This is a genomic window from Cytobacillus sp. Hm23, assembly GCF_051842895.1.
In the GTDB taxonomy this organism is placed as follows: Bacteria; Bacillota; Bacilli; order Bacillales; family SM2101; genus Nanhaiella.
Window position 1 is genome coordinate 1 of record NZ_JBPXRQ010000005.1, and the last position, 14,320, is coordinate 14,320.

Consider the following 14,320-nt stretch of genomic DNA (forward strand, 5'->3'; position numbering starts at 1 on the left):
ATAATTTTAAGCATCATGCGTGGATGATAGGCAGGACAACCCTCATTTCGGAGAAATGATTCGAACGCTTTATGAGGGATACTTTCAACTAAATGATGGACATGGAAGGCAATATCATTGTTTTGTAATTTTACTTCTAAATCTAAAGGCAATACTAGTTGATTCATGATATAATTTTTAAACATAAGGACCCTTCTTTCGGATGAAATTTGGTGTGGTAACTTTATTTTATCAGAAGTGGTCCTTATGTTAATTCAAAAATAAACAAAGCCGTTGAAATTTTACTAGTGTAAAATTTCAACGGCTTTTTCATTTCAGAGGTGGGTTTTGTCCCAGCCTCTTTCTCACTCTATGCATTGAATTAAGTTTAATATCCAACATAACAATATTGTTTTAACAAGGCTGTTTTAGAAGCACTGATTGTTGTTTTTCGTAATAACAGCTAAACATGAAAACCATTAGTGTACGGGGTATCTTTTCTTCTATCAAACGATGACTTTTGCGTAAAAATACATCTTTATCTTCTAGATTAGAACAATAAAATCAAGTTCCCGAAAAGAGACAACAAAGGCTGTATTTAATGATCGATATTACATTTTTCTATAAAAGAAGCAGTTTCAGAGGTTGGCTGCAATTGATCATTTGGAAATAGTTTAGCTAAATCTTCAACCATTCTTTTCCCAAGCCCTTGATAGCGATGGGATGGATTAACACTAATATGCTGCACAACTATTCCTTTTTCTGGTGATTGAATAACACCAATCAATCCTATAATGTCTTCTTCTTTCCAAAGAAATAATTGTTTATCCTTTTCTTCTTCATATTGTTTAATGGTTTGCTGCAACTTTTTTAAATCTTTTTCATTTGGCATGAATGAAAGAAGTCCCATTGCAATTTTTTCATAATTCTTTTTGTATCGAATTAACATATAATATCCCTCATTATTATTGAACACTCACTTAAAGAAGGAGTTCAAAACTTTTGGAAATTGGGCTGTCACATAACCTCGTTGATCCGCATTTTAGCCTCTCTAGGCTATATATACCAGTTTTTCACAGTCCTTTTTCCTAGTTTGAACACTTCTAAAAAAAGTAAAGTTCGATTGTAATTATGAATCTTTTCTTTTTATAAGAGAGTAAATATACATTCTAACAAACCATTATATACATTTTGTATAGGTTTTTAAACCTATTCGTCAAAGTTTTTAACAAATTCTCGAGATAAATTTGCAGATTCAATAGCAGCCAATGCTGCTTCCCACCCTTTATTACCAGCTTTTGTTCCGGCTCTTTCGATTGCTTGTTCAATATTTTCTGTCGTAATCACACCAAAAATAATCGGTAAACCTGTCGAAATTCCTGCAGCCGAAATTCCTTTTGCTACTTCATTACAAACATAATCATAATGAGTGGTCGCTCCCCTTATAACAGCCCCTAAAGTAATGACTGCATCATATTTATTCGTTTCAGCCATTTTTCTTGCGAATAAAGGGATTTCAAAGGCACCTGGCACCCACGCAACATCTATTTGTTCTTCATTTACGCCATGACGCTTAAGTCCATCAAGTGCCCCACCAAGAAGTTTACTTGTAATAAACTCATTAAACCTCGCAACAACAATACCTATTTTTAAGTTAGTTCCGATTAAATTCCCTTCATAAATCATAGAACATACCTCCCGTGTATTTATAATAATATAGTTTTTTGATTTTTTCTTCTTTATAAAAATGGAAATATATTATTTAATTAAAAAATTCTTTTTTTGGTAACAACATTTACTTCATGGTCTTTCATTAAATATTTAGTAGATGTCCTAGCTTGTTATTTTTAGTTTTTAAATAAGCCTCGTTTTGCTTTTTAGTCGGCATTTGGATAGGCACACGTTCAACCACTTCCAAGTCGTAGCCTTCTAGCCCCGCTATTTTTCGCGGATTATTTGTAAGTAATTTCATTTTACGTATTCCTAAATCCTTTAATATTTGTGCACCGATTCCATACTCTCTTAGGTCTGGGGCAAAACCTAACTCTTCATTCGCCTCCACAGTATCATACCCTGCCTCTTGAAGCTTGTAGGCTCGAAGCTTATTAAGTAAACCGATGCCTCTTCCCTCTTGACGCATGTACAACAAAACACCATTACCTTCTTTTTCTATTTGTGTTAGTGCGGCATGTAACTGTGGACCACAATCGCAACGAAATGAGCCAAAAACATCACCTGTTAAACATTCGGAATGCACTCTAACGAGAGTTGGATGATCTGGAGAAATATTACCTTTCACTAATGCAATATGATCTTTGCTATCGATTTCATTGGTGTATCCAATTGTTTTAAATTCACCAAATTCTGTTGGCAGTAGAACCTCTACCTCTCTATTAACTAACTTTTCTTTTTGATTACGATATTTAATTAAATCTTTAATTGTTATCATCTTTAAATTGAATTGATCAGCAACAATAGCTAGATCAGGTACTCGTGCCATTGAGCCATCTTCCTTTATTATTTCACATATAACAGCTGCAGAGGACGATCCAGCTAAGTTAGCTAGGTCTACAGCTGCTTCAGTATGCCCTGCTCTTCTAAGCACACCGCCCTTTTTAGCGATAAGCGGGAAAATATGCCCGGGTCTTTTGAAATCACTCGCTTTAGAATGTTCATCTAAAAGCTGCTTAATTGTTTCCGCTCTTTCATATGCACTTATCCCTGTAGTTGACGTTTTGTAATCTATACTTACAGTAAAAGCTGTTCCATGAGGATCAGTATTATTTAACACCATAGGATTTAATTGAAGCCTTTCAGCAATTTCTTCTGATATGGGTGAACATACTAATCCACGTCCGTGTCTTATCATAAAGTTGATTGTATCAGGCGTTACGCTTTCTGCTAACGCAACAAAATCACCTTCATTTTCACGATCTTCATCATCACAGACTATGATTATTTTTCCATCAGCTAAATCCTTTATCGCATCTTCAATAGTATGGAACATGTTTGCACACCTTTCTATATGTTATGTTTATTTAGGAAATGAACCATTAATCGTGTTTCATCATAGAATAACGCTGTTTAAAGAAATAGAGTCTAGCTATGCTAATATCGTAACAATAGCAAAGCTTCGGAAAAGATCCCTAAATAAATCCGTTTTCCGTTAATATAGATTTTGTTATCCTGCTGTGGTTAACTTTTTCCATAGAGTGTGTACCTCGTAAAAGAAAGTGCTCAATATACTTTCCAATAACGTCACATTCTATATTGACAATATCACCTACCTCCTTTTGACCAATAATCGTCTCAGAGAGTGTATGCGGAACAATTGATATAGTAAAAAATTTATCGGCAACGCCAAATATCGTTAAGCTTGTCCCATCCACTGCTACAGACCCTTTGTGTAATACATATTTAGCTAATTTCTCATCTATCGCAATTACGTAATAGATTGCATTGCCCTTTCGAGTCTTACTAATTATTTCACCTACTCCATCAACATGCCCTGATACAAAGTGTCCTCCAAACCTTCCATTCGCCAACATAGCTCGTTCTAAGTTAACTGAAGATCCATTTTTTAATAATTTTAATGAAGTTGCTTTTATAGTTTCTGGCATAACGTCTACTGCAAAACGAAATTCATTAAATGAAGTAACGGTTAAACACACCCCATTCACCGCTATACTATCTCCTAGCTGGATATCAGATAATATTTTTCTAGCATCAATCTGTAGTTCAATTGCATCAATTGAATGGGTTAATCGATTTACTTTTCCAACTTCCTCAACAATACCAGTAAACAAAGTCATCACCCCTTTTTATTTATTTTTTGGAATAGCAATCAGTTTAATATCTTCTCCCAGCTGCTCAATTGACTTGATTTGTAGTTTCGGTACATCGTACAAACGATCAAATCCTTCTCCATTAAAAGAGGTAGGTGCACACTCACCTCCAATAAGCTTCGGAGCAATATATGTAATATATTGCTGAACCACATCAGCTTTTAAAAAGCTCGTATTTACTTTCCCTCCGCCTTCAACGAAAAGACTTGTTATCCCTTCACCTCCTAATACTCGTAATAAATCCTTAATATTAATACGTTTTTCCCTCATTTGAATAATTCGAACATTTTTTTGAAAAGTATAACAAGCTATCTCGTCATCAGAACAGTCCTCTCCTACAACAATCCATGTTGGTGCTAAGCCATCAGTAATCACTTTTGAGTCGAGAGGTGTTCGTAAATTTGTGTCTAATATAATACGTATAGGATTATTCGTTTCATACGGAAGCCTTGCCGTTAATGAAGGATTATCAGCAACTACGGTGTTCACCCCAACAAGAATTGCATCATATCGATGACGATATTTATGCACATCTTGGCGTGCTACCTCTCCAGTAATCCACTTGCTCTCGCCTGATTGTGTAGCAATTTTCCCATCCATGCTAATCGCAGTTTTTAACGTCACAAAAGGGGTGTTGTTTTTAATATAACGAAAGAATACCTTATTTAATTTCTCAGCTTCATTCTGCAGAACTCCAACATCAACTTTTAAACCAGCTTCTTCTAACTTTCTTATACCTCTACCTGCTACACTCGGATTTGGGTCTTCACAAGCAATTACTACTCGGCTAACACCACTACTGATCAATAAATCTACACACGGTGGTGTTTGACCAAAATGGCTACATGGCTCTAAGGTCACATAAATCGTTCCATCTTTTGCTTTATTACCTGCCATGTTTAGAGCATGTACTTCCGCATGTGCTTCACCAGCCTTTAAATGTGCCCCAAGACCAACAATTTGTCCTTTATTAACTACAACAGCTCCCACTACTGGGTTAGGACTTGTTTGACCAAAGGTACTTCTAGCCATTTCTAGTGCAACTCTCATATAATCATGGTCATTCAAAATGGGATACCTCCAACAACGTAGGTTACAAGAAAATCTTAAGGGGAAAATAGATGGGGGATAAAACTGAATATAGTCATAATTCGAAATATTACGAACGTAACTCCATAGCAAATAAGCCATACGTTTTTCATAGCTCATAATATATGTTTAACAAATAGACCCTAGGTATAATTACCTAGGGTCAGAGTTATCGATATATTTCGTGTGTTTATCCATTGTTCTAATACAGGACAAAATTAGCATATGATTACAGCAAATCATATACTTCACGCCATATCCTTCTCCCATCCAGACTATACTGTCGGCTCTGGTTTTTCACCAGATCAGCCATATATAACCAATTATATATACAGCTCACGGGCTTAGAAACAACAATTGCTTCATCACCGCCGGTTGGGAATTTCACCCGACCCCGAAGGATTATCTTATTCAATTTTATAGTTTTACATATTATAACACACATTTTCTAGTTTTGCATATTGAAACGTGCTTAGGCTATAAATAACCAATAGATCAATCCCCAAATCATGCTCATTATTAGTATGATAATAAACACAATCCATTTGTTACGTTTCATCTATTACTCCGCATCAAAAACTTCTACAGTTTTCATTACATCCCCATTTTTCATATTTAGAACAGTATCTAAGCCACTTGTAACTTGACCAAACACTGTATGAACGCCATCTAAATGAGGTTGAGCTTCATGAACGATAAAAAATTGACTTCCTCCTGTATCTCTTCCAGCATGAGCCATTGAAAATGCTCCTGGCACATGTTTGTGAGGATTGCCTTCAGTTTCACATTTAATCGTATAACCCGGACCACCTGTTCCAGTTCCTTGTGGACAACCACCTTGTGAAACAAATCCTGGGATTACACGATGGAATGTAAGACCATTATAAAAGCCTTCGTTAGCCAATTTTTCAAAATTTTCAACTGTATTAGGAGCTTCATTAGGATAAAGCTCAAATTCAATCTTTTCTCCACTATTCATTATTATGTAACCTTTTTTACTCATAATCAAAGCACTCCTTCAAATGTAAAATCATTATCTATCTTATCACATTCAGCAAATGAAAAACAAAGGCTGTTTTCGTATTGATTGTTGTTTTTCGTACGAAGCAATAAACACGTACAAAACTAAAGTTCGTGGCATCTTTTCTTGTGCACAATAATGACTAACAATATAAAACCATTTTTATGTTGCTAATTTGATAACATTATCAACAAAGTTTCGAAAAGAGCCTATCATATACATTGTTGCAATTACTATCAAAGGACATTTAGAAATAGTTTCAAATAATTGTTATTGGATCATAGAAGATTAGATGTCACGATCTCTCTATGCGTTTGGAAGATTACTTATGATGAGCAACAATCAATTTTTGAGAAAACAAGCTATGAAAAAAGCTGGACTATTTCTTATTGTTCTATATTTTACGTGAAACCAAATTAATTAATCTATAAAGAATGTTAGTTGCTGTAGACTCATACCTATACACTACCATTTAAGATACATATATTAAACCGAGACAAATATCTATACTAAGAGAAAGGATCGAGACATATGTACTTTAATGCTTTTCACCCACGTTATAGATACCAACCTAGTGGAGGTCAAATGTCCTATCCCCCAATGGGTACAACTCAATACCAATGGCCACCTGGCATTGGTCAAATATTAGATGATTGGATTACTGGTGGCGGTATGCCGGGCGGTGGTATGCCGGGCGGTGGTATGCCGGGCGGTGGTATGCCGGGCAGTGGTATGCCGGGCGGTGGTATGCCGGGTGGCGGTATGCCGGGCGGTGGTATGCCGGGCGGTGGTATGCCGGGCGGTGGTATGCCGGGCGGTGGTATGCCGGGTAGTGGTATACCGGGTGGTGGTATGCCGGGTAGTGGTATACCGGGTGGCGGTATGCCGGGTGGCGGTATGCCGGGCGGTGGTATGCCGGGCGGTGGTATGCCGGGCGGTGGTATGCCGGGTGGCGGTATGCCGGGCGGTGGTATGCCGGGCGGTGGTATGCCGGGCGGTGGTATGCCGGGCGGTGGTATGCCAGGCGGTGGTATGCCGGGCGGTGGTATGCCGGGCGGTGGTATGCCGGGCGGTGGTATGCCGGGTGGCGGTATGCCGGGTGGTGGTATGCCTGGTAGTGGTATGCCTGGTAGTGGTTGGAGATATGCGTAGACGCTCTAATCCCATAGTAATACCTTACCTACAGATAAATAAATCATATTAACTCCATAATAAAGGAGGTATGGCAAAAAGTTATTTGCCATACCTCCTTTTGTTGTTATTGTTATTTATTAACCCTCATTTTCATCGGAATATCTAATTTAACCATATCTTCATAGCTTTCCCTTTTAATAACTAATTGTGCTTCACCATTCTCTACAAAAACAACCGCCGGGCGAGGTAGACGATTGTAATTATTCGCCATCGAATACCCGTATGCACCTGTACAAAAAACTGCTAAATAATCTTCGTTTTGAATAGTTGGAAGATCAATATCCCAAATGAGCATATCTCCACTTTCACAACATTTTCCAGAAATAGATACGACCTCTTCATTTTCAGCTAATATTCTATTAGCTATAGCTGCTTCATATTTTGCTTGATATAATGCCGGACGAAGGTTATCACTCATCCCACCATCAATTGCTACATAATGACGAACATTTGGCACAGTTTTTTGAGAGCCAATAGAGTAAATTGTTGTCCCAGCATCACCAACTAGAGATCTACCTGGTTCGATCCATATTTCTGGTACAGACATATTAAACTGCAAAGCCAATTTTTTAACTTCTTTAACAATTTCTTTTACATATTGATCAGCCGGAATAGGATCATCTTCGTCTGTGTACCTAATTCCAAAGCCACCACCTAAATTTAACACTTGAGCAGAATAATTATACTCGTTATACCAATCATGTAATTTTTGAAATAACTTCTTAGCTGCTAGTAAAAAGCCAGTTGTTTCAAAAATTTGTGAACCTATATGACAATGCACACCTAACATCGTAAGCATATCTGATTGTGTTACCTGTTTTAGTGCCTCATCTGCTTGGCCGCTTAGTAAATCAAAGCCAAATTTTGAATCCTCTTGCCCAGTTAAGATATAATCATGTGTATGTGCTTCAATTCCTGGTGTTACTCGCAAAAGAACGTTTATTTTCGTTGCTTTGGCTAGACAAATTTCCTGTAACATCGTTAATTCATGAAAATTATCGATGACGATACACCCTATATTATGTTGTACTGCCATTTCAAGCTCATGTACACTTTTATTATTTCCATGAAAATGAATACGATCAACAGGAAATCCTGCTTGAAGAGCTGTATATAATTCTCCACCTGAAACAACATCTAATGATAACCCTTCTTCTTCTGCTAACTGTATCATAGCTATCGAAGAAAATGCTTTACTGGCGTATGCAACTTGACCTTCGACTTCTAAAGTTGTGAATGTATCTTTAAATGCTGATGCTCTTTTGCGTATTAAATCAACATCATAAATATACAGGGGGGTACCATACTGCTTAGCCAATTCAATTGAATCGACTCCACCAATTTCTAGATGCCCCTCATTATTAACTCGACTAGTACCGTGAAAAAACATTGCACTCCCTCATTTTCTCTACTTCATTCTAAAAATAATTAAAACTACATTATCACAAGTTCCACTAGCACGCAATAGATGATTACAAGAAAAGCATATAGACACAGAATAATCTAAACCAAGCGGTGGATTCTTATCACAAGAAGGTGTTTATATTCATCTTATCTTTATCACTGTTTTATCCACTATTTCTGCTGTTTTATTCTATTTTGTGGATGCACAATACTTGGTCTAACACGTGAACCTGGGACAGATCTCCGAATTAAAATTTGAAGAAAAGCACCTGGGTTAAACGGGATAAACGGCCATAAATAAGGTGTATTTAACGAACGCATTTGGATAAGAAATAATAAATAGACGGTCGAACCAATCAATAGACCGGGCAAATGAAATATTGCTACAACAACAATGAGAACTAGTCTAGATAATTTATTGGCAATACTTAATTCATAGCTCGGGGTTACGAAAGATCCAATTGTTGCTATTGCAACATAAAAAATAACCTCTGGAACGAACAAGCCTACATCTATAGCAATTTGACCAATTAAAACCGCTGCAATTAGAGCCATAGCAGTTGATAGAGCAGTAGGCGTATGTATGGAAGCTAGCCTTAAGAATTCGATTCCGAGATCAGCGATAATGATTTGAATAATAATTGGTATGTTCGATTTTTCCTCAGGGCCGATATAGGATATTTTTTCAGGAATTAACGATGGTTCAAGCACAAAAAGCAACCATAATGGTAATAGAAAAATAGATGCAGCGATCCCTAAAAAACGCACCCACCTGATGAACGTACCTATTGCTGGTGATTGACGATATTCTTCTACGTGTTGAACATGATGGAAAAATGTCGTAGGTGTAATGATCACACTAGGTGAAGTATCTACCAATACAAGGACATGCCCTTCAAGTAAGTGAGTAGCTGCTATATCTGGCCTTTCTGTATAACGTACACGTGGATAAGGATTAAATCCTTGTGCGACTAAAAACTCTTCGATTGTTTTATCTGCCATTGTTAATCCATCTATTTCGATCTCATTAATCTCTTTTTTAATAACCTCTATTAAGCCAGGTTCAGCAATGTCTTTAATATACGCAATACATATATCCGTCTTGGAACGTTCGCCCACTTGTATAACTTCAAAGCGAATCCTCTCATCACGTATACGTCTTCTTATTAAAGCCGTATTTACGACCATCATCTCTACAAAGCCATCTCGTGCTCCACGAACAACCTTTTCTGTATCAGGCTCTTCTGGGGTTCTGCCTGGATAACCTCTAACATCAACGATAAACCCACTTGTTTCGCCTTCAATGACAACAAAGATTAAGCCAGCTAACAATTGATCTACTGCTTCATCTAGATTGTCCACCTCTTTTACCTGTTGGTGAACTAGACGATTCTCAATGATTTGTTTTATTTTTGAGGATTGCCTTTCTCTATCATTTATTTCAATAAGCACAGTTAAGAGCTGCATAATCGTAGCAGTTTCACATATTGCAGCTACGAAATAAATATGGACATCCTTGTTTAATATTTTGATTTTTTTAACACCTATATCATAGGTTGTTTCTAGTCCCAAATGTGTTTTGAAAAATTCCTCATTTTCTGATGGTGAAGCTGATATAGGAATTTTATTCTTTTTTGAAGTTGTCATAAAATCCACTCCTTTCTAAAATAAGGGCGACTGCTTTACGTGTAATAGGTGATCCATATTTAATATGATCTTGCATCGCCATTTTCCCTATATCTCCTATTCCCACAACGATTGGGACTTTCAAGTGATCTAAACAGTACACTGTGTCACCATTGATTCGTCCAACCTCCCACTCTTTCACTCCATATTTGTCTACTCCGAATTGTGTAAGTTCTCCTGTATTATCGATGCACACATCAACTTTCGTCCATTCAGTAAAGTTGGTTTTAGCAGCAACTGCGATAATCCCCAATACATTAATTTTTTTATGATTAACAACATATTGTAACGCCGTTTCCCCACTACCTTCACCAATGTATCCACTGTCATCAAACATGACAAAGACAGGGTCATGTTTAGCATGTAAAATATAATGAACAATTTCAGGACCAGATAACTTGGTTGGATTACCGAAGGACCTCGAAATACACCTACCGCCAATTTCTGTTGCAATGTATTCTATTGTTCTCAAAGCGTATTCGTCTCCATCAGTGATAATAATTACATGACGACTCCCGTTCATCCAACTCTTTCCTTTCGTCATTCATAGTAAAGCTATAACAATTTTATAAATGTAGTGTTATTGCACTTGGTGGTTGTTTTCGCACTAGAAATTCACGTTAAAAAACTAGCATTCGTAGCACCTTTGCACTTTGAAATAATAGGATACAGACTAAACATTACTATTTTCGAAAAAACCTGAAAAATTAATCCATAACATCATTCAGACAATGCTCTATTACCAGTAGTCAACAAAATAAAGCCAATGAAATAAGGAACCAACTACCTTTCCTAGTGCAATCGCCATTAATAAGACAACGATTTGATCAACAACTCCCACACGTTTTGCTAATATCGGTAACACGTTTAGTACTTCAGTAAGTGCTGCCGCTAAGAGCCCCACAAAAACACCATTTAATAAGCCAATTAGAATGATAAAAAAAATTGGTAGGAGAAACGTATTATCATGAAGACTAATCCAACCTCCCATAACAGCACCTAATATCACACCCCACTCATACACTCGAACATACTTCTCTGTTTTTGAAAGTTGCATTAATCTTGGAATTACACCTAATACTGTCAGAAATGCAACGAACCCTGATCCAACTGCAAGTCCAGCTGCAAAGCCAGTAAATATCATGATAAACATTTCATTCAACATCAGTTTTTTTCAAGCTCTCTTTGTTTTCATTTATAATGACATAATGATCTAAATCTAATTGATATTTAAACATTTCAACCTCTAGTGGACTTGGTTCTTCATTTATACGTTTTTTAAATAAATGATTAAAAAAGAGTATCATTCCTAGACCCAATCCAATTGAATAAGGAACTTGTAACAATAATGGTTTAAGCACTTCTTCCCCAGTTATAATTAGGTAAAGGCGTTGATGAACTTTTTGCATACTTACGTCTTCATGAAAGTTCATAATAGCTATTGCAGCTCCAACAAACAACAACAGCCATATAAAGAGAAAGAAGACAGGATGATATTTACGTTGGTTTAAATTCACCTCAATGATCGTTTGGGATGGACCGATAGTTTGCACTTCAACTTTTGGATGATGACATAAGATGATCTCGATTAATTGTGTGACATCAACAACAAGGAAATTTTTGTCGTGCAAACTGATTCTATGAACATTAATTTCCCTGACCTTTTCTGCAAGGTGTTCATCAGCAATCACCTTTGCTATATCACCAACTGTAATAACTGCATTTAGTTTTGCCTGAACTTTATTGTACATACGAACATAAATTACCTGTGTCACAAACCTCACATCCTATTTATACATCTCCTACCTTCAGCCAATAGCTTATAGTTATAGTATGGATTTCCACACAATGAGCAATTCTATTGAACAATGTTCACCATCAATTACCAACAAACTAGTAATAGGAATTTTGATAATTCTAAATAGAAGGTATATTCATACACATAGAGAATATGTTAATGAATACGCTTACAAGATGAGGAGGTTATGAAATGGATAATCATCCAGTATGGATTCCAAATGAAGAAAGCATAAAAAAAACAAATTTATATTTATGGATGAATAAACTTGGCTACAGCGATTATGATTCTTTTTATAAAGACTCGATTACAAACATTGAATGGTTTTGGCACGAAGCAGAAAAAGAAATGAACGTTGAATGGTATGAGCCATATTCAAAAGTCCTTGATGTAACAAGAGGTGTTCAATGGCCATCATGGTATATTGAAGGAAAGTTAAATGTAACTAGCAATGCAATCGACAAATGGTTACACGATGAGCATAGCGCAAACAAAGAAGCAATCATATGGGAAGGAGAAGACGGTGTAGTTCAGAAAATAACATACAAACAATTAGGACAGCAAGTCAACTCTTTCGCTGCTGGACTAAAGCAATTAGGAGTAAAAAAAGGTGACTGCATTACACTATATTTACCCATGCTTATTGAAACAGTTATTGCCATGTTGGCGATAAGTAAAATAGGTGCAATTTTCACCCCTGCATTTTCTGGGTATGCAGCAAATGCTGTGGCAAAAAGGATTGTAGGTTGTGATGCAAAAATTATTATAACAGCTGATGGATTCCTTCGTAGAGGGAAAGTGATTCAAATGAAAGAAGAGGCAGATAAAGCCATTAAACAAGCGGAATCAATTGAAAAAATGATCGTCGTGAATCGAATTGGAAGAGAAATCCCATGGAATAAAGAAGTTGATTTACGATGGGAAGATGTAATAGATAACGATCAACTTATTGATAGCGAAGAAATGGATAGCTCTGACCCATTCATGCTCATATATTCCTCTGGTACAACTGGTCAACCAAAAGGAATCGTACATACTCATAGCGGATTCCCATTAAAGGCCGCATTTGATGCACGATTTGGAATGGATTTAAATGCTCATGAAAGAATGATGTGGGTTACAGACATGGGATGGATGATGGGACCTTTCTTAGTATTTGGCACACTGTTAAACAACAGTACAATGGTGTTGTATGAAGGTTCACCTGATTATCCAGAAGTAAATAGGCTATGGAAATTGGTTGAAAAACACCAAATAACACATTTAGGTATTTCTCCAACTCTTATTCGTGTATTGATGAAGCAAGGAGAACAATGGTTGAATAATATTAAGTTAACATCTCTAAAGGTATTCGGTTCAACAGGAGAGCCTTGGAATGTAGAACCTTGGCTCTGGTTGTTTCATAAAGTCGGCAAAAGTAAAATACCCATTATGAATTATTCAGGTGGCACAGAAATATCAGGAGGAATCCTAGGGAATATATTGCTTAAACCGATCGCACCTGTTAGTTTTAATGCACCATTACCAGGAATGGCAGCAGACGTCTATAACCTCAAAGGAGAAACGGTTCATTCAGAGGTAGGCGAATTAGTGCTAACAAAACCTTGGGTCGGTATGGCCAATGGTTTTTGGAAAGAATCTGACAGATATATTGAATCATATTGGAATCGCTGGGAAAATATTTGGGTACATGGTGATTGGGTTAGTATAGATGAAAATCATTTCTGGACAATAACCGGTCGATCTGATGATACATTAAATATTGCTGGAAAAAGAGTTGGCCCTGCTGAGCTGGAGTCTATTTTAGTTGAACATCCTCAAGTGGTAGAAGCAGCAACTATTGGAGTTCCTAATAATATAAAAGGTGAGGTCGCTGTTTGCTTTGTTGTCATAAAAGATAAGGTGAAATACAAGGAAAAACTAATTTCTGAACTATATCAATTAGTTGAACAGAATCTTGGTAAATCTTTGAAGCCTCATGACATCTATACTGTCTCTGAGCTGCCAAAGACGAGAAACGCCAAAGTTATGCGGCGAGTCATCAAGTCCATTTATCTCGGTCAAGATCCAGGTGATCTATCAGCATTAGAAAACCAATCTGCCATATCATCAATAAGTAATGTGAGTAGTTAGAAGAAAGTAAGGTGAAATATCGTCATACTGACTCCCCGACAAGCATTGGAACCTTTACATATGAGGTATTTTTTACACCTTCGTATAATTTGATGAAGTAGCTAAAAGAGCTAGAGGCTGTCTGTAGCTGTAAATTCAAATAGTATTTCTAGTGTGAATACTTATTTAACA

General features: G+C 36.7%; 14 protein-coding genes and 1 riboswitch. Of the genes, 1 reads left to right on the forward strand and 13 read right to left on the reverse strand.

What is annotated here, in order from left to right:
• The 13 genes from ACSVDA_RS04490 to ACSVDA_RS04550 form a co-directional block, all read right to left on the reverse strand.
• A partial coding sequence (locus ACSVDA_RS04490; RefSeq protein ID WP_485881206.1) for a transposase occupies nt 1-185 on the reverse strand: 185 nt, incomplete at its 3' end.
• Nucleotides 186-577: 392 nt separating this feature from the next.
• Nucleotides 578-928, reverse strand: a complete 351-nt coding sequence (locus ACSVDA_RS04495; protein ID WP_485881208.1) for a GNAT family N-acetyltransferase — start codon at nt 926-928, stop codon at nt 578-580.
• A gap of 260 nt (nt 929-1,188) precedes the next feature.
• Nucleotides 1,189-1,665 (reverse strand): 6,7-dimethyl-8-ribityllumazine synthase, encoded by a 477-nt coding sequence (gene ribH, locus ACSVDA_RS04500; protein ID WP_485881209.1) that lies wholly within the window; start codon nt 1,663-1,665, stop codon nt 1,189-1,191.
• Nucleotides 1,666-1,792: 127 nt separating this feature from the next.
• A complete protein-coding gene (locus tag ACSVDA_RS04505) occupies nt 1,793-2,986 on the reverse strand; it encodes a bifunctional 3,4-dihydroxy-2-butanone-4-phosphate synthase/GTP cyclohydrolase II (RefSeq protein WP_485881211.1) in 1,194 nt (397 codons plus the stop codon).
• Nucleotides 2,987-3,125: 139 nt separating this feature from the next.
• The gene (gene ribE / locus ACSVDA_RS04510; protein WP_485881213.1) at nt 3,126-3,785 is read right to left on the reverse strand and encodes a riboflavin synthase; all 660 of its coding nucleotides are present in this window, start codon (nt 3,783-3,785) and stop codon (nt 3,126-3,128) included.
• Between the two features lie 15 nt (nt 3,786-3,800).
• Entirely contained in the window at nt 3,801-4,892 is a 1,092-nt protein-coding gene (gene ribD / locus ACSVDA_RS04515) for a bifunctional diaminohydroxyphosphoribosylaminopyrimidine deaminase/5-amino-6-(5-phosphoribosylamino)uracil reductase RibD (RefSeq protein WP_485881215.1), read from the reverse strand.
• A gap of 275 nt (nt 4,893-5,167) precedes the next feature.
• A riboswitch (FMN riboswitch) is annotated at nt 5,168-5,319 on the reverse strand.
• 156 nt (nt 5,320-5,475) lie between these two features.
• Entirely contained in the window at nt 5,476-5,916 is a 441-nt protein-coding gene (locus tag ACSVDA_RS04520; protein WP_485881216.1) for a peptidylprolyl isomerase, read from the reverse strand.
• Between the two features lie 663 nt (nt 5,917-6,579).
• The gene (locus ACSVDA_RS04525; protein ID WP_485881401.1) at nt 6,580-7,101 is read right to left on the reverse strand and encodes a histone H1-like repetitive region-containing protein; all 522 of its coding nucleotides are present in this window, start codon (nt 7,099-7,101) and stop codon (nt 6,580-6,582) included.
• 97 nt (nt 7,102-7,198) lie between these two features.
• Entirely contained in the window at nt 7,199-8,518 is a 1,320-nt protein-coding gene (lysA, locus tag ACSVDA_RS04530) for a diaminopimelate decarboxylase (RefSeq protein ID WP_485881218.1), read from the reverse strand.
• 185 nt (nt 8,519-8,703) lie between these two features.
• Complete coding sequence (locus tag ACSVDA_RS04535; RefSeq protein ID WP_214480116.1) at nt 8,704-10,179, reverse strand: spore germination protein; 1,476 nt, start codon at nt 10,177-10,179, stop codon at nt 8,704-8,706.
• The gene (gene spoVAEA / locus ACSVDA_RS04540) at nt 10,157-10,762 is read right to left on the reverse strand and encodes a stage V sporulation protein SpoVABEA (protein WP_485881220.1); all 606 of its coding nucleotides are present in this window, start codon (nt 10,760-10,762) and stop codon (nt 10,157-10,159) included. The genes ACSVDA_RS04535 and spoVAEA overlap by 23 nt, the downstream gene beginning before the upstream one ends.
• Nucleotides 10,763-10,957: 195 nt before the next feature.
• Nucleotides 10,958-11,383 carry a stage V sporulation protein AB gene (locus ACSVDA_RS04545; RefSeq protein ID WP_214480117.1) on the reverse strand — a complete coding sequence of 142 codons (426 nt, stop codon included), beginning with the start codon at nt 11,381-11,383 and terminating at the stop codon, nt 10,958-10,960.
• Nucleotides 11,373-11,993, reverse strand: coding sequence for a stage V sporulation protein AA (locus tag ACSVDA_RS04550; RefSeq protein ID WP_214480118.1), 621 nt, complete (start codon nt 11,991-11,993; stop codon nt 11,373-11,375). The genes ACSVDA_RS04545 and ACSVDA_RS04550 overlap by 11 nt, the downstream gene beginning before the upstream one ends.
• 215 nt (nt 11,994-12,208) lie before the next feature.
• Here ACSVDA_RS04550 and ACSVDA_RS04555 point away from each other — a divergent pair, with 215 nt between their 5' ends.
• Nucleotides 12,209-14,149 (forward strand): AMP-binding protein, encoded by a 1,941-nt coding sequence (locus ACSVDA_RS04555; RefSeq protein WP_485881222.1) that lies wholly within the window; start codon nt 12,209-12,211, stop codon nt 14,147-14,149.
• The last annotated feature ends 171 nt before the right edge of the window (nt 14,150-14,320 follow it).

Excerpts from the sequence above, each read along its gene's own strand:
- ACSVDA_RS04555 (WP_485881222.1), top strand. The coding sequence starts at position 12,209 with ATGGATAATCATCCAGTATGGATTCCAAATGAAGAAAGCATAAAAAAA.
- ribH (WP_485881209.1), bottom strand. The coding sequence starts at position 1,665 with ATGATTTATGAAGGGAATTTAATCGGAACTAACTTAAAAATAGGTATT.
- ACSVDA_RS04535 (WP_214480116.1), bottom strand. The coding sequence starts at position 10,179 with ATGACAACTTCAAAAAAGAATAAAATTCCTATATCAGCTTCACCATCA.
- ACSVDA_RS04545 (WP_214480117.1), bottom strand. The coding sequence starts at position 11,383 with ATGTTGAATGAAATGTTTATCATGATATTTACTGGCTTTGCAGCTGGA.
- lysA (WP_485881218.1), bottom strand. The coding sequence starts at position 8,518 with ATGTTTTTTCACGGTACTAGTCGAGTTAATAATGAGGGGCATCTAGAA.
- spoVAEA (WP_485881220.1), bottom strand. The coding sequence starts at position 10,762 with ATGACGAAAGGAAAGAGTTGGATGAACGGGAGTCGTCATGTAATTATT.
- ACSVDA_RS04520 (WP_485881216.1), bottom strand. The coding sequence starts at position 5,916 with ATGAGTAAAAAAGGTTACATAATAATGAATAGTGGAGAAAAGATTGAA.
- ACSVDA_RS04495 (WP_485881208.1), bottom strand. The coding sequence starts at position 928 with ATGTTAATTCGATACAAAAAGAATTATGAAAAAATTGCAATGGGACTT.
- ACSVDA_RS04525 (WP_485881401.1), bottom strand. The coding sequence starts at position 7,101 with ATGGGATTAGAGCGTCTACGCATATCTCCAACCACTACCAGGCATACC.
- ACSVDA_RS04505 (WP_485881211.1), bottom strand. The coding sequence starts at position 2,986 with ATGTTCCATACTATTGAAGATGCGATAAAGGATTTAGCTGATGGAAAA.